We start from the raw sequence: 22,148 nt of genomic DNA, 5'->3' as shown, positions 1-22,148 counted from the left end.
TACCAGCACGGCAGCGTGGACGGCGAAGAACAACCGGCGCTGATCATCGCCGACCACCACGGCGACGCCCCGAAACTGGACCCGGTGCCCTGCAACACCCAGGCCGGCGGCAGCACCAAACAGGCCTGCGTGTTCAGCTTCGCCTACGAAGAACGCATCAAAGCCGCTTCGGTCGCCATGAAGGACTACACCTTCAAAAACCCCGCCTACGCCCTGATGCACGAACAAAGCGCCGGCAGCCCGAACCACCGCGAAGACTATCAACACTACGACTACCCCGGCCGCTACAAAGCCGACGCCAGTGGCCAGCCCTTCACCCAGGCCAGACTGGACGCCCTCAGAAACGACGCCAGCCTGGCCAAGGGCGAAAGCAATCGCCCCGACTTCACCCTCGGCGCCAAAGTCGAGCTGCAGGATCACGACAGCCAGAGCCTGAACCGGGAATGGCTGCTGACCGCCATCACCCACACCGGCACCCAGCCCCAGGCGATGCAGGAAGAAGGTGGCAGCCAGCCCACCAGCTACCACAACGACTTCACCGCCATCCCCGCCGATAAAACCTGGCGCCCGCTGTGCGAACACAAACCCATGATGGACGGCCCCCAGATGGCCCTCGTCACCGGCCCCGAGGGTGAAGAGATCCACTGCGACCAGTACGGACGAGTCAAAGTACGCTTCCCCTGGGACCGCTACTCGAAAAACGACGAACACAGCAGCGCCTGGCTGCGCGTCGCCCAGGGCTGGGCCGGCGGCCAATACGGCTTTATGGCCCTGCCCAGAATCGGCAACGAAGTGATTGTGTCCTTCCTGGACGGCGACCCGGACCAGCCGATCATCACCGGTCGCACCTACCACGCCACCAACACACCGCCGTACGCGCTGCCAGAACACAAAACAAGAACTACCCTGAAAACCAAAACCCACAAGGGCGAGGGCAGTAACGAACTGCGCTTTGAAGACGAAGCCGACCAGGAACAGATCTACGTCCACGCCCAGAAAGACCTGGACCTGCTGACCGAAAACAACCGCACCGAAGTCATCAAGAACGACAGCCACCTGACGGTGGAAAACAACCGCTTCAGCCACACCAAAGGCTACAGCCACCACACCGTGGACGGCGAGAAGCGCGAACAAACCGGCAAAGACCACAGCTTCAACGTTACCGGCACCCTGCACCTCAAAGCCGGCACCGCCTGGCTCAGCAACGCCGGCACCGAACTGCACATCAAGGCCGGCCGGAAAGTCGTGATCGAAGCCGGCGCCGAAATCACCCTGAAAGCGGGTGGCAGCTTCGTAAAGATCGACCCCAGCGGCGTGGCATTGGGTGGCGCGAGCATCAAGATGAATGCCGGTGGTGCTGGCGGCAAAGGCAGCGGGCAGAAGGTGAAGGTGCCGGAGCGGCCGGGGTTGGTGACAGCGGCGGGTGGGGTTGTGGCGCCGGTGGCGTTGGCGGAGGATGGGCAACGAATAGATGCCCAGCCGAAAGCCATCGTGGCCCATCGGCTGAAACAGGCAAAGCTGAACAGAACCGCCGTTGTCGAGCAATGCCAGCAGCAGCCTGATGGCAGCTGTCCGCTGGGGAACTGCCCCTGCGGTAAGAGTCAGTCGGCATGAATCAAGGGAGCGATCGCGTGGCATTCCCCAACCCGTCGCCTGACAAGAGCCGCTATCTGGTTCTGGAGTCCGGCCAGACAACTCCGGTTACACGGGCTCTGTATGAGCACGCCGAGAACCCGGACTGGGTCTATCTGTTCGCCGATACGGAATGGCAGCTGTACCTGACGGAAAGCCCGATTGTCCTGAAAGCGGCCCAGCACAGCCCAGAATACCAGTGGGCCCTGAAAGGCCTGAAGGAGGGGCGGCTTATCGGCCTGATTCTGGAATCATCAGAAGCCCTGGAGCCGGTAGCCAACTGGTTGAGGGCAAGGTTGAAAGTGCGCTTTGATGGCCGGCGCCATGGCCTGCTGCGTTTTTACGATCCGCGAATCTGGCATCAGCTGTCGCCCACCTCGGGATCGGAAGCCAATGTGATCGAGCGAGCGATCTACTGGTACGGAGCGCCTGGTGATGAGCGTTGGCAAACTACTGAAAAGCCCAACCTCTTCGCCATGTTGCCGGTGCCCACATTAGACGAAAGCCAGTGGCAGGCATTGAATGCCACCACCGCTTAAGCATGAATTCACCGCTATACAGAGCAAGGAATGACAGGGATGTCTGAGAACAACTCAAACCAGGTTACCGGAAGCTGCGGCCCCGCCTGTGAAGGCGAATCGCTGATTATTGAGGTGATGGGCAAGGATCATCCGGAAGGGCATAGTTTCAGGATCTTTGATGAGACAAATGCGGAGCAGCAAGAAGGGCTGGAAAATCGGGCAGTAGTGGAAGAATTGGAAGGATCGGTCCTTCATGTCTGGCCTTGGCAAAGAGAGCCTAATCGTAATCTGTGGCTGGAGATTGCCGCGGACAAAGGTGACCCCGTTCGTGTCCCGTTCCTGCAAAGTGCCACGGTGGTGAATCGTGAAACAGAAAGGCAACGTCATGTGATACTTCCCATCATTCCGACCACTCTGGTATCGGGTGTGACCCTGAAGCGTGACAACCCAGCGCATCATGTAATGTCCCGGCCTGGCTTTATTTACCTGTTTCATGAAGGGAAACTTTGGCGTGAACTTGAAGTACGAATAGGCGAGCAGGGCGTTACACGCTATCACGATGTGGCACTCCAGAATTATCGACAGGCCGACGGTAAATTTGAACCTGGTTACCGAGCCGTTACAGGTACCGCACTGAGTGAAATCTGGGTGCCTGCCCGAGTTGATGGAAGGTGGATTAGTATTCACGCAGCCTACAGTGAGTCTCAGTGGCCCGGGGCCCGGGTTAACTATTTGCAGGGAAAACCTCTGGCCAGGGTGGACCGATGCAGCACCGTTAACATGGAGCTTGCAGAGCCGAAACATAGCGACGGCGATACCCTCACGGTCAACACCAGTTTTACCAATGCTTTCCTGGCTAGCGATCTCGCACCCCAGCGGAGCCGAAACCCTTCAACTGAGTGGCAGTTCGATCGCCCGGAGAATTATCTCCTTGATCTCAAGGGCGACTATGCTGCGTCTGCTGCGCAGGAAGCCATCGGCGTCCACCAACGTCAGGAGTACCCGGATCCGGACGATCCGGTCCATGAGGATGAACGTCCGGAGATGACCGCGCTTGCCAAATGCCTTCATCAGACATTGAAAGAAGTGGAAGCCGCTGACGAGGCAACGAGGGATAACGAAGGGCTCGGGATACTGGATTGGCCTGAAAATACACAAACCGTTGAAGACTGTGTAAAGGACGCACGTGATCGGTTAATCGGAGCCATTCGGCTTGATGACCCGGTTGGAAAGCTTCGCTACCTGCAGCAGCGTCGTCAGGTAGCGGGCTGGTTTTCCAATGCTGCGGTTCGGAGGGCAAAGGCCCGACCTTATTTTGATTCTGCCCTGCTAATGAATGCCGCAGTTGTCCCCAGTAACATTGGCGGAAGGCTGAATCCGCTGCATAAGTACATGTCTGAAATTAATGGCGAGGGGCGGAGGGAACTGGAACGTTCCATCGCAGCTTCCGAAAGAAAACTTGCAGTGGAGTATGGGACTAACCTGCAGGCAGATCTACTGGATCTGTTGCGGCGTAGTTGGGCGCAGCACAGCTTGGTGGATCTCTTCACCCATGATGGTTATGACTATGCAGGTGCTTTCCACTTTCTGGCTTCGCTAATACAGGAGGTGGTTATGGAACCGGAGGAATGCGACGTACTAGCCGCCAAGGTGGACGGCCCGAGGGATGGAGCAGGTAAGGAGTGGCTTCGGAGGCTCTGTAGTGCAGGGCACAGTGAATTGTTGTACTCACTATTGTTTCCCCGCTTTCGTATTGAAGACCTGGAACAGCCCTATGTGTTGCCTTCCGAGCCAGACGAAAACTCTGGCGACGGCCAGTTCCGTGCCAGCGAATTGGCCTCTCTGGAAGCTGCAGACCTTCCGGAAACGGAACTTGTTAAAACACGGGACGGCCTGGAGCTTGCTGCAGCCGCCGAGGCAGGAGTCTTTTTAACGGCCTTCGCCTCAAGCTTGCGGACAGGCGCCCAGACACTATTGAGTATCCATGGAAATATGTGGGGAACTATCCAGAGTGCCAGTCAGCCTCTGATTAGCGGCAACCAGCAACTTAAGGACATAGATGCTCAACTCAAGTCGATGAAAACGGAAATGGATCGGTTGAGTCAAGAGCGGGTAGATGCCGAAAAAGCAAATGCGGATGCAAGAGCCAACGCTGTTGATGAACAGAATGAGGGCCGCCGGCAGGCCGAACAGGCCAGACAGAGAGCGCAGGCAAACCTTGGGCGTATAGCCGCACAGGAATCTGAAGTCGATCTACGCTTAAAGAATCTGGCCGCACAGAGACAGCGATTACTTAAAAACGTGATCAAAGCTCAAATGAGACTGTACGCAGGGTCGATTCAGCAGCTCCGAGCTTCAATGCCCTTCCTAATGGGTAACGTCCGGCTGGAGCGCCTCTCAAAGGCAGCGCAAAAGGGCTATTTAGTGATTGGCATCATGGGCATGGAGGAAATCTCCGAAGAGGGACTGTTCGTTCAGATGTTTGGCGATATCACCGAGCAAGGCGAGGGAGGAGCTCACCCCAGAGCTTCGACCAACCGGAGGCGTGCCAGAGCGCAGGGATTGCCCTCTGATAAAGCGGAGGATGTGTTAGTGCTGGTTGTGCCGGAGAACGAGCAAATGGCGAGAATTCTGAGGCATTTGGGTGCAGCGCAAAGACAATACTCCGGGGCGTTGAAAGAACTCGGCATATGGGAGCGCTATGCTGCCCAATCATCGAATCTGTCGGCGGCAGCGACTGCCGTCGTGGCCCGGCGGGTCGCCGACGCCGAGGCGAAATTGGAGCGGGCGTTAAGCCACTTCGAAAGGGTAGACGGTAACCTGCAAGCAGCCAACGACGCCTTCGATGACCTGGAAGTGAACAGGGGTACCCTGAGAGCCGAAGTGCGCAAACTTGAGGAGACGGTGACCAAGACGGAGAACAGGCGTCTTTACCGGGTGCTCAACTCGCCGCTTTTGCCTGCGGCGGTTATGTTGATGGAGTTGCATAATGTTAGGGGGGGAAATGCGGCTTTTGACCAAAACGTGAGAGCGATGGGTCTCAGTAATGCTTTAGCTAGATCAGCAAGTGCTTACTATGACCTAGCCTATGCCTCTGTCATTCTAACAGAGAGGTTTCTACAGAACGTGGTAATCGTCGAAAGGGTCTCTTCTCAGTTCATGTCTCGTAATTTGGCGACCCCGTTTTTTAAAGCGCTTGAAAAAATTGTTGGTGGGTCGTTGACACCGGGAAAATTGCTGGGGGGGCTGGGTGGTATGCTTATGGCGTTCGACTATTCCCAGGAGGCCAATTATCTTTCCCGCATGGGGAACACCGGTGCGGCAGTGGGTGCAAGCATTGCTGCTGCGGGAGGCTTGGCATTCGCGTTTGCCAGTGTCGCAGGGTCTGCGGGCCTTCTGTTTCTGGGGCCTGCCGGTTGGCTGGCCTTGGGTGTGACACTGGCAATCTCTGGTACGGCGGTGATGGCCTGGTTCAGCGAAGAGCCTGTGGAGATTTGGATGCGCCATGGCCCCTTCGGATCGATGGCGGAGAAACCCTTCCTGAAAGAGCCGCAGGAGGCCTATTACCGCCTTGCTAGTCTATTAATGGGTGTGAATGTTGTGATCGAGCCCAATCCCTTGCGTAGATTGGCACTTCGGGGGGAGTTGGTCGAGCAGGATGAGCATCGTCTGGCTGCGCTCCAAGAGGCCAACACCCGTCTACGTGTAGAAAGCGCCTTTCCCGGTTTGTTCAAGGGAGCGGAGATGGTGGCGGTGAAACCACACCTGCAGCTGGTAGAGACAAAGTCCGAGCGGGGGTATTTGTTGGGTGTGAGCGATATGTCCAGAACGACAGTTACGCCATTTGCAAAACCCGAGCTAAAGAACCACGTGCTTCTAGAGGAGGAGTTCGATGGTGGGACCTATGTGTATCTGAAAACGCCCGTTACGCGCAGCGCGGAATCGCAGCGCTGGCTGGGCTCGGCGGATTTGATCGAAACCTGGACCTATCACTGGAACGTTCGGATTCAGTTGCAAATCCAGACGAAGGAAGGTGAGGCCCCTATGGTGTTTCCCGCCCCCGATCCGGAGGATCCATTGGTCTACAATACAGATGATCCGAATCACACCGAACCGGACTTTAGTAAAAAGGGTCGTCCATTCTGGTACGACGAACAGGTCCGTTACTATGGATAAACCAGCAAACACAGGGACTGATTTCGGTGGCTACTATGGCATCGAAGCTTACCGTCCCGAATCGATACCGGATCAGCCCGTTCAAAGTCAGGATTTCAATCATTCGAAATTGGGGCGATCGGCTGGCTTTCGGCTGCCTTGGGGCGGCACTCAAGAGTTGATGCCGTTGAGCTTGTTTACTCGATGGTCGCCGAAGGACCTGCGAAAGATTGAATCGCGTGAAAGTCTGCTGACTGGGAGCGGGGATCAGGGGCAACTCGATCACGAAAGTATTTGTTATTCACCCCTAGCCTTTCGGTCTAAGGTGATCGGTTATTCCCAAGTTATTGGGAAAATTTACTTTTGGGTTGGGCTAACACTTTCTATCGTCACTTATTTAGCGACTGCTTATCAGCTTGGGCCTCCAGAAACACGGTTAACTATTTTTTTAGAATCGTGGCCATTTTTCTTTTTCCTGGTAGGCATACCCGCTCTCATGTGGTTGTCCTCAACACTCGTTTTCACACTTTTCCCCCGATGGAGCGTAAAGGCCGGACGGGGCCCTGAGTGGGAGCTCGACCGTCGTAACGGGATGGTCCGGGTATGGCGTTACCGTCGCACAGTTCCTCTCATTGGTCGACGTAAAGTGACGGTTTTCGAGGCACCTTTCTATGAGTTCGACGGCTGGGTAGCAGGCGGAGCGACCCGGTATGGGCCGAGGTTCGATTTCATACTGTGCCATCGCTATAGCAAGTTGAAGGTCCATATCGGCGATATTCTTTTAGGCTGGCACCATGTTTCCCGTCCTTGCTATGCACTCTGGGATTTCCTCCAGAACTACATGGATGTGAGCCGTCCCCTGCCAGAGTATCCGGTGCTGGAACCCCACAGACGCAAGGATCCGGTGACCGCCGAACACGACAGGAGTACCGGCCGTCCGGAACGCTACTGGCGGGATATGGACAATAAAACGTTCAAGCAACAAGAAGATGAGATGCTCAGTCGGGTCCTGCGCATCAACACCGAACAACGCCCGAACCTGATGGCAAAGAAAGTACGTTATGCGCACATGACGCCAGAGGACATGCTCGCCTATGGGCGTGGTTCCCGTCAGGGTCGTACTGGGTCTCGTGCACCCAGACCGTCAGTTGGACGTGTGCAAAGCGATTGGAAATAAACCAATGACTGCTTACCGTACCTGCACTTATCAATTCTAAAAGCATCGGTTAACGGACTAACTCCGATGGATTCAACGTGCTCAAAAATATCAACGGTCAAGCATCAGGTGTACCCCAAAAACAGGGCATTGATGTATGCAACCGGCGCTCTATTGTTCGGAACGGCCCTAGGCTTCGGGTATCTGTTTTATCTGGAAGCATCCGCCGCGTTTGCATTTGGCTTCGTCATATTTATAAGCATTGTCATGCTGGGTTTGTTGCGGCTGGATTTTGGCAAGATCAATCACATGATTGAGGTGACGCCCCAATTCCTGAGAATTGACGACTGTATGTTGAATGAGATTGCCTGGCAGGATATCGCTGATCTCAAACTGGAAAGTCATTTCAGCAAGGGCATAAAGCGGTCTGCACTTCTGATCGTTTACCTCAAGAACAATCACCCGTACGACCTGCCAGAACCAGGGCGAATCCTGTCCCGCCAGCGATCTGACGGCGGGATTGTTGCCACGAATCTGTATAACTACGCCGGCGATTACAAAGACCTCTTCAAAAGTCTCTGTGAAGCGCGGGAAAACGGTCAGATTGTTTTGTGGAATCGCTCTCAACATTGAGCACCAGTTGACGCGTTGTATGGCCAGATCAAGGCGCCCAAACACTTGCTCGGGTAGACTAGCGGGATCATAAGTGGTCACAAGTATCTGCGGAAAAGGACTTCAGTTTTGGCTTACAAGCGTCTTCTATTTCTAGTTTTGCTATTGGTAACCCCTCTCACCCACGCCGCTGTCTACCAATGGACCGATGCCAACGGCCAAGTCCATTTCGGTGACCGGCCTCCAGCCCAGGTGAAATCCAATGAAGTTCGGGTAAACGCCGCTTCCGCTCAAGTGGATACGAGTGCCCGGGAACGTCATCAGAAAATGACCGAATTTCTGAACCAGCAACAACAGGAACGGGAAGCACGCCAGGCAGATCAAGCCAAGTCTCGAGAGCAGGCGCAAAAGGCCGAGGCGACCTGCCAGAAGCTGCGAGCGAGACTCAATAACATGGAGCGAATCTCCACCTTCTACAATCTTGATGAGAGTGGTGAGCGGGTGTTTGTGTCGGAGGAAGAGAACGAACAGATACGCGACCGGTTCCGGGAAAAAGTACAAGAAACGTGTAATCAGGGATAACCCTGGTTGCCTTGTAACCATCCAGCATCAATACAGTGTTATCACAGGGAGAAAACCATGTCAGGAAGTCGCGATCATCTGGAAATGTCGTTTATGTCGATTCAGTGCTTTACCGATGACGGCAAACTCGATGCTGAAGAGCTGGGCTCAATCGTTCGTATCGCCGAGCGCGATGGCGTGATCGATGAAAACGAAATCCGGGTGCTTCGGAACATCATATCCAGGATCAAACCGGAAGAGGTGGACGACGCCATGCGACGCCGCTTGCAGGAGATTGAACGCAAAATCAACGCAGTTTGAATGACAGCCCTACTGAGTGGGGAAGTCGGAAGCTTTACTGTTTTGAACAGCATACAGTGAGTGCATGCGGCGGTCTTCACCGCCGCAAAACCGCCTCCGGCTGATTCAGTAGAGCAATGAGCGGGTTCTTCCTGAGCACGTAATCCCGCATCAGATATCCCAGCAATAACCCCAGGGCAAAGCCGCCGAGGTGCGCTGCCCAGGCCACGCCACCTTGCGCGGTAAACATGCCGAACAGGTTGATCAGGCTCCAGATCAGGAAGTACCAGTGGGGGGCGAGTTTCTTCTGGTAGACGATGATCATGAAGCTGAGGCTGGCATGGCGGAACCACATCAGGTATAGCCCGAACAAGGCGGCGATAGACCCGCTGGCACCCACGAGCAGGAGGGGGCCCTGGGCCGTATCAAACAGTAGAAGCTCTGCCAGCGCGGCCATCACGCCGGCGAACAGGTAGAGGGCCAGGAAGGCGCCGTGGCCGAGTGCGTCTTCCAGGTTGTCCCCGATGATCCAGAGAAAATACATGTTGCCGACCAGGTGCATCAGTCCCCCATGCACAAACTGGTAGGTCAGCAATTGCAGTACGAAGTGTGCTGGGCTCTGGGTGTCAGAATTCAGGCCCAGATTCACGAAAATCCATTCGTTGGCGGAGGGTGTAAGCAGGCCGGCTACAAAAATCAGGCTGCAAAGCACTACCAGTGTGCGGGTGACCCAGGGCGTGCGGTGGGGTTGAATGTTGTATTCCACCGGCATGGAGGTCAGGAACTGGAATAACCAGGACTTCCAGGTCACTTTCTGGTTCAGATCGGTCAGCGCCTGTTTCAGTTTGGGCGAGTGCATCACCTGGTCAATTTCGTGTCTATCGAGCCACACGCCGTCGCAGTCCGGGCAGCAGTCAATCTCCGTGGTGTAGTGCTCCAGTAACTGGTAGTGCACCATCGGCACCCGGCAGCGCCTGCACTGGCGGTCGCTGGCACGCAGGGCCGGGCCCAGGTGCACTTCGTGGTCGTACTCATCGATGCAGTCGTGCTGATGGGCAATCGCCTGATTCAGCGCGCCATCTTCAAACCATAAGCCGTGGCACTGTCGGCAGTCCAGTATCGAGGGGTTGCTGGTGGCAACCAGGCCGTCGGTGCGGCAGGCCGGGCAACGTTGGTGTCGTATTCTGGGCATTAGGTCCTTTCCATGGAGTTCTCCGGCGGCTAGTGGCCGGAGTCGGTCAGATAATTCCTGGCAAATCCCTGTAACTCTTCTGCCACCCGATGGCGGATAGCAGCTCGATCCTGCGGATCAAGGCGGTATTTCTGTGCCAGCAGTTCAAAGTCTTCGTCTTTCAGGGTTACCGTCAGCCGAGGCCTGGCTCTGGCTCTTCGGTAAGGCAGTTGCAGAACCTTCCGCACCATGTCGGCCGTGCTCATGTCCTGCAACGCCGCTGATACCCGGAATGCGCGCTGGATGTCGTTGGAGAGATCAAAGGCCAGTTGCACCGCCTGAACCGCTTGCTCTTCTTTTGACCAGTCCGGTTTCTTTGCCATTGGCTTAGCCTGGGTAGGCGCCCCCATGTTGGGGGCGCAACGATTTACTGAGCCTGATTGCCTTTGAGGCGGGCAAGAACATCGTTTACCGCGTCTTGCTCGCTGTCAATGCCAGCGGCTTTCAGTTTCTCATCAAGGTCCGCGCCGGTCAGTTCTTTTTCCAGCGAGGCGCTGGCGGTCTGCCGGTCTTCTTCCCGGGCCTGGCGATCGCGGATGCGCTCGAGGGTTTCCTTGGCGGTGCTCAACGATGACTGATTGCTGTTAATGTTGGTGTCGATCTGGGCGGTGGTGCGCAGCACCCGCTCATTGGTCTTCACCACCTGCAGCTCGCGGCGGTAGTCGGCCAGTTGTTTCTCGGCCCGTTGTACCCGCTCTTTCAGGCCGGCAATGCGCTGTTGCAGCAGTTCCCGAGTCTGGGTCAGTTCGGTCGCACGGCGCTCGTGGCCGACAATGCGTTCGGCCACTTCCCGGGCCAGCTCTTCCTGGCCGGCGGCCAGGGCTTTGCGGGCATCCTGTTCGCGTTTGCCGGCGCTGTCCTGCTCGACCCGGATCTGCCGTGCCAAGGACGCCGCCTCTGCCATCAGGGCAGCCAGTTCCTGCTTGGCCTGCTTCAGTTCCTGCTCGGCATCGCGCAGTTCCTGTTCCAGAATGCGGTTGCCCTGGCCATCGACGACGGCTTCGCCCAGTTCGTTAACACCACCGCGCATCGCGGTCAGAATCTTTTTCAGTACGGTTCTCATGTCTCACCCCTTGCTCAAGCCAGATAGTCTTCAAATGTCTGTAACAGGTCGATGGCATTCTCGGCGAGCGTGACCAGTTCCTGCATGATCTCTGCGGTGCCGGAGGTGGGGCTCAGGGCGCCGTACACCACGTAGTGGTCGCCAGTTTTGCCGAGCGCACTCAGTGGCATGGGAACGCTGATTCTCAGCATGTTTTCATGCAGCTCGTGCAGCCGTTCCGGGTTCAGTTCCTGGGTGTCAAAAAGGTACGCAAGGCACAGAATCTGGGTGTCGGTTACGGTAATGTACACCGGCGTTTCTTCAGCACCGGACACGGTAACCTGCAGAACCGGCTCGTCACCGGCCACGGGCATAACATCGAAGGTACGGCCGGCATGGGTAGCATCACCCAGGGCCAGGGTGAGGGATTGAGTGTCCACGAATAGCTCCTTCCTGTGGCGTTGAATCGGTTCGGCCGATCCGGACGAACCTTGTCCTGTAGCTTGACATTTTATGTCAGTGAACTGAGTCTATACTCCGCCATTAAATGTTTGCAAGAAATAGTTTATTTGGGTTATAAACAACGCCTCTCGTTGACACGAACTGTCACTTATTGGATTTACCGGAACGGATATCTGGTCGCGTATGGAAACATTCTTCGCAGTTGCGTTCTCCTTCCCGACGGTGGTTTTCTCGGTACTGCTTTGCGTTGCCATTGTGTATTGGCTGATTTCGTTGTCTGGCATGGGCGACGTCGATACCGATGGTGATATTGACTTTGTTGGCGATTTCAGTGGCCTGATGGTGACGCTGGGCCTGCAAGGTGTGCCTTTGCCGCTGGTGCTCACGCTGCTGTTCCTGATCAGCTGGTTGACCAGTTATTTTACTGATCTGGTTTTCGGCGCACTGGTGCCGTCGGGCATTCTGCACTGGTTGTACGCTCTGGCGGTGATGTTCATTGCCCTGGTTGTTGGCTTGTTGGCCACATCGATCGTGGTAAGGCCGCTCCGGCCCCTGTTCCGGCGCGCCTATCTGCCGCCTCTTCAAAAACGCATCATCGGCACACCGTGCGTCGTGATTTCGTCATCTGTTTCTGAAACATCCGGACGGGCAGAAGTCCATCTGGATGGTGCCCATCTGGTGTTGCAGGTGCGCAGCCATTCACCGCTTTCCCATCGGGAACGGGCGGTCTTGATTGAACACATTCCGGATGCCAACGCCTGGTGGGTGGTGCCGGAAACCGAATTTCTGTCCGGCGAATCGGCCGGTTAATCCCGCACTCATTTCTTTCCAATCAGCTCAGGAGAAAGCGTAAATGGATTTATCTTGGATCATACCGGCCTTCATGACGGTAGGTGTTCTGGTTTTGCTGATATTGAGCATTCTGACCCTGTTCAAAGCCTTCTACCGCAAGGTGGATCAGGGCCAGGCCCTGATCGTGAACGATCTGTCGCCAACGCCCAAGGTGTACTTCACTGGTGCCATGGTGTTGCCGGTTATTCACCGTTCCGAGATCATGAAAATCTCGGTGATCACCCTGGAGCTGAACCGCACCGGCAAAGAAGGGTTGATCTGTAAAGACAACCTGCGGGCCGATATCACCGTTGCCTTCTACTTGCGGGTAAATGAGACGGCAGAAGATGTGCTGCGGGTCGCCAAATCGGTGGGTGTCGGTCGTGCGTCTGACCGGGACGCGGTTAATGAACTGTTCAATGCCAAGTTCAGTGAGGCCCTGAAGACGGTCGGTAAGAAGCTGGAGTTCATGCAGCTGTTTGAGGAGCGTCAGCATTTCCGCGACTCCATCATTGAGACCATTGGTGAGGATCTCAATGGTTACGTGCTGGAAGACGTGGCTATTGATTACCTGGAACAGACGCCGAAAACCTCTTTGGACCCCAACAATATTCTGGATTCTGAAGGCATCAAGCGGATTACTGAAATCACCGCGATGCACAACGTGGAAACCAATCGCCTGGAACGCGACCAGGAACTGGAAATTCAGCGCAAGAACGTCTCTGCCCGTGAGGCGTCGCTGGAATTGGAACGCAGCCAGGCTGATGCGGAAGCCCGTCAGCGCCGTGAAATTGAAACCCTGCAGGCCCGTGAAACTTCCGAGACCGAACAGGTGCGTGAGCAGGAGCGTGCCCGCGCTGAAGCTGCTCGTATCAAGACCGATGAAGAGCTGGCCATTGCCGAAGAGAACAAGCAGCGCCAGATTGAAATGGCCATGAAGGCCCGTGAACGTGCGGTTCAGATTGAAGAAGTGCGGATTCGCCAGGCCCGTGAGCTGGAAGACGTCAACCGTGAACGTGCGGTAGAGATCGAGCGCATCGGCATGGAGAAGGCGCTGGAAGGCGAGCGCAAGGAAATTGCTGACATCACCAGCCAGCGTATTGCGGTTGAGCGCAACGTGGCGGAAGAGGAAGAGAACATCAAGGACGTGCGCAACCGTTCTGAAGCGGAGCGCCTGAAGGTCAAGAAAGTGGTGGCTGCGGAAGCGGATGCCGAAGAACTGAAACTCATGGACGTGAAAGCTGCGGAAGCCGCCTTCGAACGCTCCAAGTTTGAAGCTGAGCAAGTGCGAGTCAAAGCCCAGGCAGACCTGGATGCCGCCGAGAAGAAGTCGGTGGCTGACGAGAAGCTGGCTCGTGGTCGTCAGGCAATGGCGGCATCAGACGGGCTTGCCGAAGCGCAGGTCAAGGAAGCTCAGGCGTCTGCTATCCGCGCTGATGGTCTGGCACGGGCCGATGTTAAATCGGCTACTGCCAAGGCGGATGAAGAGGCTGGTCTGGCTGAAGTGCGTGTGCTGGAGCAGCGCCTTGAAACCGAAGCCATGGGTGAAGAGAAGCTGGGTCTGGCCAAGGCCGATGCCCGCAAGGCAATGGTGCTGGCAGATGCCGAAGGCGAGCAGCGCATGGGTCATGCCAAGGCCGATGCCCGTGAAGCCATGGCCAAGGCCGAAGCCTCTGGTCTGGTTGAGAAGCTCAAAGCCTATGACAACATGTCTGAAGAGGCACGTCACTTTGAAGAATTCCGCATGAACCTGGAAGTTCATGAGAAGGAAGTGATGGCCCAGATTGAGGCTCAGAAGACCGGCATGCTCGAGAATGGCCGCGTGATGGCGGCTGCCCTGAAAGACGCCAAGTTCGAAATGATTGGTGGCGACGGTGGCATCTTCGAGAAGTTTGCCCAGGGCATCGGCTACGGCAAGAGCGTACAGGGTGTTCTGGACAAGTCCCCATCTCTGCAGGCCGCCCTCGCGGGTATTGCCGGGCGGGTTGCTTCTGAGAAGTCCAGCCGGACTTCCGAAACCGCCTGATGTTCTGGACCGGGTCGGTGCCTGATGTGCACTGCCCCGGTCTTCTCCCTTTCAGATTTCTCCTCAGTTCAGGATGATTTGGTATGTCGACGGATCGCACCGGCCTTGAGAGCATTGTTCAGGAAGGCTCTGCCTTCGAAACCATTCAGCGACGGTTAAAGGAGCAGGGTGCCCAGCTGCGCCAACAGGTTTCCGGGCTCAACCAGGCCCGCGAGGACATCTTTGGCAGTGCCGGCATGAACGTGCTCGGCCGGGCTCGGGTCCGGACCGAAAATAACGCGGTTGCACGGGATGTGGTCCGTCTGGGTGATAGCCTGCTGTTTGGATTCAACCTGCGGCTGGGGCTGCGTAAGACCCTCGCAATCGAGGACGTGTTCCGGCTGTACCACCTGAACGACGGTGACAGTGGCTTCGAGATGACCGAAGCCGCCATTGAAGGCTCGTTCCTGACCGATGCCCGTTTTGTAACTGATTTCAGGGAATTGCAGCAGTACTACAACACCGCCACGCTATCGCAGCTGGTCATCCTGAAGGGCATGCTGCTGATGGCATTCCGGATTGGCGACAAGCTTGATGACCTGAGGGTGTTCCGCTGGGAGTTAAAGCCGGACGGTGAGGTTGGTCGCTATGTGGATAACCGGGGTGAACGGGACCTGACGTTTCCGGATCGTTTCAGCTTTGCGTGGAAATCCGTGGGCCGAGACAGTCAGGTTCAGGGGCGTTCACCGCACCTGAACATTGCCGACACCCTGTTTGTCGACAACCTGCGGGGCAACATCACCTTCAAGGTGGAGAACAACACCGCCACCGGCGAAGGCATCTATCAGGATGCGGTAGAGTCTGATTCCCAGTCGCTGGATGATGCGACCTTCGACTACGCAGATCTGGGTGAGATTCTGCTGGTGCGGATTCTGCCCTTCAATGAAAAACAGTGGCGCTACTACCTGTTCAATCGCACCGAGCGCAAGGTGGAGCGGGTTGATACCATGGCCGGCTCGGTGGCATCGCTGCCGGACAATCACGGCCTGATTTTTCCCTCGGGCTATTACCTGACGACCGGTGAACTGAAAACCTTCCAGATTCCGGATGGGGATTTTCGTCTTAAACGTACCCTGCGCTCGCCCAATGGCGAGGACGTGCTGTATGTGTTCTACGAGCAGCTCACCGGACAGGTGATTCTGTTCCGCTACAACCTGATTCGCAAACAGGCCGATGTGCCGTTGATTGGCCATGGCTTTGCCCTGTTCGAAAATGGTCATCTGGTGATTTTCAACGCCGACAACGAGCCCACTCTGGTGCATCCGTTGCAGGTGTGGGAAACCCCGTTCACATCTGAAACCTTTCATGCCCAGGCCAGTGTTTCGAACGATTCGGAGCTGGCCCGCATTGGTAATCCGGAACTGGTGCGCGGCATCGCCGAGCTGAATACCGTGGCGACCCTGATGGAAGCTGCGGGTGCCAGCGAACGCCACTTTACCGCACTGATTCGTACTGTCGACCGTGTTCTTGATCAGTTCTTCTGGTTGACCGCCCGGCAGGATGAAGCACTGTTTGCCGGTCTTCATCAACAGCTGAGCACCATACGCGGAACCGCCGAACTGGTGTTGGATGAATACGAGAAGGTCCAGAGCATCCGGGCTCAGACGGAAACCGCCATCGCCGAAGTGGCGGATGCCCAAGGCGAATTGATGCGGGATCTGAAACCAGACAGCTGGAAGGCCCCGGACCAGTTCGTCGGCTACCTGGCCCGCCTGCGGGAACACCGGGGCCGGGTGCGTACCCTGAACGATCGCCGTTATGTGGACAAGGCCAGGGTTGAGGCTCTGGAAAGCGATCTGGCTGAGGCGGAAGAGCGCCTGACCGACCGCACCTTCCGTTTTCTGGCATCGCCAGAGGCTCTGGATGGTTATCGGAAGACGTTGACTGAATTGCAGACCGATCTGGTGGACGCCGATACCCGCGACGCGCTCAGAAAGATCGTTGAACGATACCGGGAACTGACCTCCGGACTGGATATGATCCAGGGCATGCTGGCCTCCATGGCCGGTGACGACGCGGCCCTGGAAACCGCCATCACCGACAACATCTCTGGCATCTACGCCACCATTAACCAGCAGCGCTCGGAAGCGGAGCTGCGCCTGAAAGAGCAGGGCAGTGCCGAGGCTCGGGCCCAGTTTGCCGCCCGGCTGCGGCTGTTTGAGCAGAGCCTGGCCAATGGTGTGAGTGCGCTGACCGACGTGCGGGAATGCGATGGCCTGATGACGCGCATGCTGGATCAGCTGCAGGAACTGGAAAGCCAGTTTGGTGAGTTTGATGAGTTCCTGGCGGCGGTTCTGGAGCAGCGTGAGAACGCCCACGAAAGCATTGAGGCCCGGCGCCAGCAACTTCAGGATCAGCAGCAACGACGAGTAACGACATTGACCGATGCCGCCGAGCGCATCCTCAAGAACGTTACCCGGCGGACCGAGCGCTTCGCCAGCCCGGAAGAATTGCACGCATTCTTTGCCTCCGATGCCATGGTCGCCCGCCTGCGCAGCATGGCCAAAGAACTGCGGGAATTGGGCGCTGCCATGGAAGCAGACGATTGTCTCGGGCAGCTGAAAGCGGCCCAGGACAATGCGCTTCGAAGTGTTCGCGACAAAGCCGATATTTTTGAAGACGGCGGCGCGGTCATCCGCCTCGGCAAGCATCGGTTCAGCGTCAACCAGCAGGAGCTGGACCTGACCCTGATTCCGCGAGACGACCATGTATTGCTGCACCTGACCGGCACCCAGTATTACGAACGGCTGGACGAGCCGGAGCTGGATCGGCTGCGGGGTTACTGGAACATGAGCCAGCCGTCTGAGTCAGACCGGGTGTACCGTGCCGAATACCTGGCGGCGCTGGTGATTGACGAGTTCCGGGCGTTGCCGGATTTACCGGTCAATGTTGCCGATCTGGATGAACTGACCGACTACGTTCGTAAGTTCGCCTCACCCCGTTACCGGGAAGGCTATGAAAAAGGCATTCACGATCATGACGCCGCGCTGATTGTCAGTACACTCTGGCCAGCAACCCAGAGCGCCGGGCTGCTGCGCTTCAGCCCCCGGGCCCGGGCGTTGGCGATGCTGTTCTGGGCGGAACTGAGCCAGCAACAGGCTCCCGCGCAGCAGTTGCGGTCGCGATGCCTGTCTGCCGGTATTCTCAGCCGGATGATGCAATCGAATGAACTGCTGGGCTCGCTTGAACAGGAACTCGGCCCTCGGTTGTCTGAATTTATCGAGACTCATGGGCTTGCGCTGACAGACAAAGGCAGTGCAGAGCGGTCGCTGGTGACCTCTGCTGCCGAGTACCTGGTGCGTCAGCTGGCGGAAGAGTCTGATGCGTTCGAGATAACCCGCTACGCCGGTGAACTGGCCGAAGGGTTCACAGAAGCCCTGAAGCGCGACAATCAGTTGGCGCAATATCAGAACGCGCTGAATGTGGTGGCCGGTCAGCCAAAGGCGCGCTGGAGCATTACCAGCCATTGGCTGAAAGCCTGGATGGGCAAGGCCGATCAGCAACACCTGCAACATTATCTGCCAGAAGTGGTAGCGGTGCTTAATGCTGGCGATGCGGTCAAAACCACCGTGCGCAGTGTCGAGTTGGCGTTTCATGTGGAAGGCTTGCTGGGCCAGCACGCCTGCATTGATGAGCGCACACTGAGCTTGCAACTGGATGAATTTGAGGAGCGTTTGCGCCATCACCAGCAGGAAATCATTCCCGGCTGGCGACAGCTGCAGGAAGTCCGCCACCAGGTGTTGGAGCGCTGGCGTGATCAGCTGCGTTTGCAAGAGTTTCGGCCCCGGCCATTGTCATCGTTTGTCCGTAACAAACTGATCAGCGAGAGCTACCTGCCGATCATCGGCGACAACCTCGCCAAGCAGATGGGCACCGCCGGTGAAGACCGACGCACAGACCAGTCCGGCTTGTTGATGATGATCTCGCCACCCGGCTACGGTAAAACCACCCTGATGGAATACGTGGCGCACCGCCTGGGCCTGATCTTTATGAAGATCAACTGCCCGAGTCTGGGCCACGACGTCACCTCGCTGGACCCGGAGAAAGCGCCGCATTCCACTGCCGAGGCGGAACTGATCAAGCTCAACCTGGCGCTGGAAATGGGCAACAACGTGATGCTGTATCTGGACGATATCCAGCATACCCATCCGGAGTTCCTGCAGAAGTTCATTTCCCTGTGTGACGGTACCCGGCGGATCGAAGGTGTCTGGCGCGGCCGCACCCGCACCTACGACATGCGCGGCAAACGCTTCTGCGTGGTCATGGCCGGTAACCCCTATACCGAAAGTGGTGAAGTGTTCAAAGTGCCGGACATGCTCGCCAACCGGGCCGATATCTACAACCTGGGGGATGTACTCTCCGGCATGGAACACGCCTTTGCGCTGTCTTACGTCGAGAACAGCCTGAGCTCAAATCCGGTATTGGCACCACTGGCCACCCGAGGCATGGCGGATTTCTATCGCTTTGCCGATCTGGCCGAAGGCAAAACCGTGGCGGATTCGGACTTCGAACACGACTACAGCGCCGCCGAGCGTGATGAAATCGTTTCCCTCCTGAAGAAAATGATTCGGGTGCGGGAAACCGTGTTGCGGGTCAATCAGGCCTACATCGCCTCCAGCGCCCAGGCCGAAGCCTACCGCACCGAGCCGACCTTCAAGTTGCAAGGCAGCTACCGGAACATGAACAAACTGGCGGAGAAGCTGTCGCCGGTAATGAGTGACCGGGAACTGGAAGCCCTGATTGATGACCATTATCAGGGCGAATCCCAACTGCTGACCCAGGGCGCGGAAGAAAACCTGCTCAAACTCAAACAGATGCGGGGCACCCTGAGCGATGCAGAAGCGGCTCGCTGGCAGAGCATCTGCGAAGAATACCGCCGTCGCCAACAGGCCGGTGGAGATGAAGAAACCGGGGTGAAAGTGGTGCGCCAGCTTGGGCTTATTTCCGAGCACATGCAGCAGCTGGTGGCCGGGCTGGACAGCCGCAGAGATGCGGAGCCGGATCTCGACAAGGCCCTGAGCCAGCTGTCCCGCTCCCTCGAAACCGGCCTCACCGAAGGCCTGCAATCGGTGCAGCTCAACCCGGCGGTCACCGTCAACCTGGACAGCCCGCCCCAGGTGGGCGATGCCCTGATGGCGTTTGCCCGTATCTTTGAGGAATCCATTGTGCCGCTGGTGAAAACCATGGATGGCAAGCTGGATCTGGATCTGAAAACCCAGAGTGAAATGAGCCGGGTGCTGAAGGTGATTCGGGAGTTGCAGGAGCGGTTGTTGGCGGGGTGAAGCCAGACGCAGAAATGTGAGCTTGAATATCTGTGCTAGGATTATGGTGTCCTCGCCACTCCGTTGTCGGATCCAGTGTTTGGTGAAGCGTTGGCTATATTTATCGAATACGCCAAATTAGCAGTAAATCTATTGTGTAAGGAGGCAGAAAATGGAAGCAAAATCTACCCAAGACGACTACAACAAGGTAAAGCAGGATCTTCAAGAACTCCGAGAGGATCTGTCCAAGCTGACCCGATCGGTTTCCGAAAGCCAGAAAAGCAACATCAGCAGTCTTCGGGATGAAATCCGCCGCGAGAGCCAAGAGGCTTATGATCAGGTCAAGCAAAAGGGTGATCAAGCACTGCATCGCGCCAAGGATGCCGGAGACAAAGCCGTGCATGAGGTTGAGCACAAGATTGAGGAACGACCGTTTCTCAGCATTCTCATTATGTTTCTGGCCGGTATCCTCGTGGGCAAACTGCTTGATCGCTGATCATGCTTGATTCTGCGCAGGTACAGGGTGCGTTGCGTAAGGCCGCCGCCGCCATCATTGGCATGGTATTAGCGATGGTCTTGCTCACCGCCCTGCTACTTACCGGGTTTTATCTTTTGGTTCAGGCCGCTGTCCTGGCGCTGTCGCCCTGGCTTGGCGAAGCCGGCGCCATGGGGTTGGCCGGATTTGTCTGTGTTCTTTTATTGGCGTTTTTTTTGTACCGATTAAGCCGCCCGAAGTCTTCGACCAAATCCCCAGACTCGGCAGACGGCAAGTCGGGTTCAGGCATTGATGTGCTTCGTAACCTGATCCGGGAAAACCCACTTGAGGCGGCTGCGCTGGCTTTTGCGGTGGGCATCGCGGAACAGGGAGATCCCCGGCTTAAATCCCTGCTCATGGAAGGCGGCATGATTTTGATGAAGCGCACGGACGCCGAACAGCCAGATGGAGGCGGCACCGATGAGGTGTCAGGTCAGGGCGGCACAGGCCCACCGGGATAAACTTCCGGCCATTGATAATCTTGCTATCTTGCCGTCCGAAGGCTTGACGTTGATCAAGTTTCTTCTGCTCTGAAGGCATACAGTAACCCTAGGTAGTCCATAAAACCCAAGGAGAATGTCAATAATGTCGATCGAAAAACACGATCTGTTACACGAGCTGCCCGAGTCCAAAGAGGCGATTCACCACCTGAAGACCAGCAACAATCACTTTGCCAAGCTGTTCGATGAATATCACGAACTCGATCATGCAGTTCACCGTATTGAAACCGGTGTCGAAACCACCTCGGATGAGTATCTGGAAGATCAGAAAAAAACGCGCCTGAATCTGAAAGATCAGCTTTACACGATGATTCGTGAGCACGAGGCATCCCTCGCGGGCTGACAGGGACAGGGCGTTAACGAGGCAACGGATCATGCCACTTTTCTTTATCCGGTTTGCCAGGGCTTCGGTCTTGGCAGTCAGTCTTTTTTTTCTATTTGGTTCCTTGGTTTATCCACCATCAGCCTGGGCCCAGCCACCGGCCATTCCTCTGGCCAACGTCTATCATCCGGGCGTCAACTTGAAGGACTACTGGGTCAGCGAAAAGCTGGACGGAGTTAGGGCCTATTGGGATGGCGAGCAGCTCTGGTCCCGGGGTGGCCACGTCTATGCAGCCCCCGTCTGGTTTACCAAACACTTTCCGAAGCAGCCTCTGGACGGAGAGCTCTGGAGTGGCCGTGGTCGCTTTGCAGAGCTGTCCGGGGTGGTGCGTAAGCACCAGCCGGTCGATGCCGAATGGCAGCAGGTGCGCTTTCAGGTGTTTGATCTGCCAATGCAAAGCGCGGCGTTTGAGCTTCGCTATCAACGCCTGACGGCTCTGGTACAGGCGGCGGGGTCTCCCTATCTGGCTCTTGTCAGTCAAAGCCCGGTGGCCAGTCACGACGCGCTTCTGGAGCAGCTGCACGCGATGGTGGCGGCCGGCGGTGAAGGCTTGATGCTCAAGCGCAAGGCCGGTCTGTACCAGGCTGGCCGATCCGATGATCTACTGAAAGTGACCACTCATGACGATGCCGAGGCGGTGGTGGTCAGGCACCTTCCGGGCAAGGGCCGGCTCGAGGGGATGATGGGTGCGCTGGAGGTGAAGCTGGCTGATGGTCGCCAGTTTCGCATCGGTACCGGTTTCAGTGACACACAAAGAAGACAGCCACCGCCGGTTGGCGCAACCGTCACCTTTCGCTATCGCGGCCTTACAGCAACCGGCCTGCCTCGCTTCGCCCGTTTCCTTCGGGTTCGGAATGACGATCCCGAGTTCGCCCCGGCGCCCTTCCATTGACTAAAAATTG

At 56.7% G+C, this 22,148-nt stretch carries 18 protein-coding genes; 13 read left to right on the top strand and 5 right to left on the bottom strand.

Annotated elements, in window-relative coordinates; translation table 11 throughout:
- The 4 genes from C7H08_RS09810 to C7H08_RS09795 all read left to right on the top strand — a co-directional run.
- On the top strand, positions 1–1,614 hold a 1,614-nt coding region (locus C7H08_RS09810), incomplete at its 5' end, for a type VI secretion system Vgr family protein (RefSeq protein ID WP_106671580.1).
- Between the two features lie 17 nt (positions 1,615–1,631).
- A complete protein-coding gene (locus C7H08_RS09805) occupies positions 1,632–2,171 on the top strand; it encodes a DUF4123 domain-containing protein (RefSeq protein ID WP_227663172.1) in 540 nt (179 codons plus the stop codon).
- A 39-nt stretch (positions 2,172–2,210) separates the two neighbouring features.
- Positions 2,211–6,329, top strand: a complete 4,119-nt coding sequence (locus tag C7H08_RS09800) for a hypothetical protein (protein ID WP_106671525.1) — start codon at positions 2,211–2,213, stop codon at positions 6,327–6,329.
- Positions 6,322–7,485 carry a hypothetical protein gene (locus C7H08_RS09795; protein WP_106671524.1) on the top strand — a complete coding sequence of 388 codons (1,164 nt, stop codon included), beginning with the start codon at positions 6,322–6,324 and terminating at the stop codon, positions 7,483–7,485. The genes C7H08_RS09800 and C7H08_RS09795 overlap by 8 nt, the downstream gene beginning before the upstream one ends.
- A gap of 168 nt (positions 7,486–7,653) precedes the next feature.
- Here C7H08_RS09795 and C7H08_RS18105 read toward each other — a convergent pair whose 3' ends face one another.
- Positions 7,654–8,178, bottom strand: a complete 525-nt coding sequence (locus tag C7H08_RS18105; protein ID WP_133169827.1) for a hypothetical protein — start codon at positions 8,176–8,178, stop codon at positions 7,654–7,656.
- Between the two features lie 27 nt (positions 8,179–8,205).
- Here C7H08_RS18105 and C7H08_RS09785 point away from each other — a divergent pair, with 27 nt between their 5' ends.
- Positions 8,206–8,658 (top strand): DUF4124 domain-containing protein, encoded by a 453-nt coding sequence (locus C7H08_RS09785; RefSeq protein WP_106671522.1) that lies wholly within the window; start codon positions 8,206–8,208, stop codon positions 8,656–8,658.
- Positions 8,659–8,715: 57 nt separating this feature from the next.
- Positions 8,716–8,958, top strand: coding sequence for a hypothetical protein (locus tag C7H08_RS09780; RefSeq protein WP_106671521.1), 243 nt, complete (start codon positions 8,716–8,718; stop codon positions 8,956–8,958).
- A 76-nt stretch (positions 8,959–9,034) separates the two neighbouring features.
- On the opposite strand, the gene C7H08_RS09775 is transcribed toward C7H08_RS09780, so the two are convergent.
- The 4 genes from C7H08_RS09775 to C7H08_RS09760 are packed head-to-tail and all read right to left on the bottom strand — an operon-like array spanning position 9,035 to position 11,650.
- A complete protein-coding gene (locus C7H08_RS09775; RefSeq protein ID WP_106671520.1) occupies positions 9,035–10,129 on the bottom strand; it encodes a rhomboid family intramembrane serine protease in 1,095 nt (364 codons plus the stop codon).
- A 29-nt stretch (positions 10,130–10,158) separates the two neighbouring features.
- Positions 10,159–10,491 (bottom strand): hypothetical protein, encoded by a 333-nt coding sequence (locus C7H08_RS09770; protein ID WP_044389001.1) that lies wholly within the window; start codon positions 10,489–10,491, stop codon positions 10,159–10,161.
- A 44-nt stretch (positions 10,492–10,535) separates the two neighbouring features.
- Entirely contained in the window at positions 10,536–11,231 is a 696-nt protein-coding gene (locus C7H08_RS09765; protein WP_106671519.1) for a PspA/IM30 family protein, read from the bottom strand.
- Between the two features lie 14 nt (positions 11,232–11,245).
- Positions 11,246–11,650 carry a YjfI family protein gene (locus C7H08_RS09760; RefSeq protein ID WP_044389003.1) on the bottom strand — a complete coding sequence of 135 codons (405 nt, stop codon included), beginning with the start codon at positions 11,648–11,650 and terminating at the stop codon, positions 11,246–11,248.
- A 205-nt stretch (positions 11,651–11,855) separates the two neighbouring features.
- Here C7H08_RS09760 and C7H08_RS09755 point away from each other — a divergent pair, with 205 nt between their 5' ends.
- The 7 genes from C7H08_RS09755 to C7H08_RS09725 all read left to right on the top strand — a co-directional run bounded on the left by C7H08_RS09755 (position 11,856) and on the right by C7H08_RS09725 (position 22,138).
- Complete coding sequence (locus C7H08_RS09755) at positions 11,856–12,482, top strand: hypothetical protein (RefSeq protein ID WP_106671518.1); 627 nt, start codon at positions 11,856–11,858, stop codon at positions 12,480–12,482.
- Between the two features lie 43 nt (positions 12,483–12,525).
- Complete coding sequence (locus C7H08_RS09750; protein ID WP_044389005.1) at positions 12,526–14,529, top strand: flotillin family protein; 2,004 nt, start codon at positions 12,526–12,528, stop codon at positions 14,527–14,529.
- 83 nt (positions 14,530–14,612) lie between these two features.
- Positions 14,613–19,850: a DNA repair ATPase gene (locus C7H08_RS09745; protein WP_106671517.1), complete on the top strand. Its 5,238-nt coding sequence runs from the start codon at positions 14,613–14,615 to the stop codon at positions 19,848–19,850.
- A 151-nt stretch (positions 19,851–20,001) separates the two neighbouring features.
- A complete protein-coding gene (locus C7H08_RS09740; protein WP_106671516.1) occupies positions 20,002–20,325 on the top strand; it encodes an ElaB/YgaM/YqjD family protein in 324 nt (107 codons plus the stop codon).
- 2 nt (positions 20,326–20,327) lie between these two features.
- Positions 20,328–20,825, top strand: a complete 498-nt coding sequence (locus tag C7H08_RS09735; RefSeq protein ID WP_106671515.1) for a hypothetical protein — start codon at positions 20,328–20,330, stop codon at positions 20,823–20,825.
- 124 nt (positions 20,826–20,949) lie between these two features.
- On the top strand, positions 20,950–21,207 hold the full coding sequence (locus C7H08_RS09730; RefSeq protein WP_106671514.1) for an HP1242/YdcH family protein: 258 nt from the start codon (positions 20,950–20,952) through the stop codon (positions 21,205–21,207).
- A 31-nt stretch (positions 21,208–21,238) separates the two neighbouring features.
- Positions 21,239–22,138: a DNA ligase gene (locus tag C7H08_RS09725; RefSeq protein ID WP_106671513.1), complete on the top strand. Its 900-nt coding sequence runs from the start codon at positions 21,239–21,241 to the stop codon at positions 22,136–22,138.
- Positions 22,139–22,148: the final 10 nt, after the last annotated feature.

It is taken from the genome of Marinobacter halophilus (genome assembly GCF_003007685.1).
Taxonomy (GTDB): domain Bacteria; phylum Pseudomonadota; class Gammaproteobacteria; order Pseudomonadales; family Oleiphilaceae; genus Marinobacter; species Marinobacter halophilus.
This window is presented reverse-complemented; position numbering and strand designations above follow the sequence as displayed.

Excerpts from the sequence above, each read along its gene's own strand:
- C7H08_RS09800 (WP_106671525.1), top strand. The coding sequence starts at position 2,211 with ATGTCTGAGAACAACTCAAACCAGGTTACCGGAAGCTGCGGCCCCGCC.
- C7H08_RS09795 (WP_106671524.1), top strand. The coding sequence starts at position 6,322 with ATGGATAAACCAGCAAACACAGGGACTGATTTCGGTGGCTACTATGGC.
- C7H08_RS09780 (WP_106671521.1), top strand. The coding sequence starts at position 8,716 with ATGTCAGGAAGTCGCGATCATCTGGAAATGTCGTTTATGTCGATTCAG.
- C7H08_RS09775 (WP_106671520.1), bottom strand. The coding sequence starts at position 10,129 with ATGCCCAGAATACGACACCAACGTTGCCCGGCCTGCCGCACCGACGGC.
- C7H08_RS09770 (WP_044389001.1), bottom strand. The coding sequence starts at position 10,491 with ATGGCAAAGAAACCGGACTGGTCAAAAGAAGAGCAAGCGGTTCAGGCG.
- C7H08_RS09765 (WP_106671519.1), bottom strand. The coding sequence starts at position 11,231 with ATGAGAACCGTACTGAAAAAGATTCTGACCGCGATGCGCGGTGGTGTT.
- C7H08_RS09755 (WP_106671518.1), top strand. The coding sequence starts at position 11,856 with ATGGAAACATTCTTCGCAGTTGCGTTCTCCTTCCCGACGGTGGTTTTC.
- C7H08_RS09750 (WP_044389005.1), top strand. The coding sequence starts at position 12,526 with ATGGATTTATCTTGGATCATACCGGCCTTCATGACGGTAGGTGTTCTG.
- C7H08_RS09745 (WP_106671517.1), top strand. The coding sequence starts at position 14,613 with ATGTCGACGGATCGCACCGGCCTTGAGAGCATTGTTCAGGAAGGCTCT.
- C7H08_RS09740 (WP_106671516.1), top strand. The coding sequence starts at position 20,002 with ATGGAAGCAAAATCTACCCAAGACGACTACAACAAGGTAAAGCAGGAT.
- C7H08_RS09735 (WP_106671515.1), top strand. The coding sequence starts at position 20,328 with ATGCTTGATTCTGCGCAGGTACAGGGTGCGTTGCGTAAGGCCGCCGCC.
- C7H08_RS09730 (WP_106671514.1), top strand. The coding sequence starts at position 20,950 with ATGTCGATCGAAAAACACGATCTGTTACACGAGCTGCCCGAGTCCAAA.
- C7H08_RS09725 (WP_106671513.1), top strand. The coding sequence starts at position 21,239 with ATGCCACTTTTCTTTATCCGGTTTGCCAGGGCTTCGGTCTTGGCAGTC.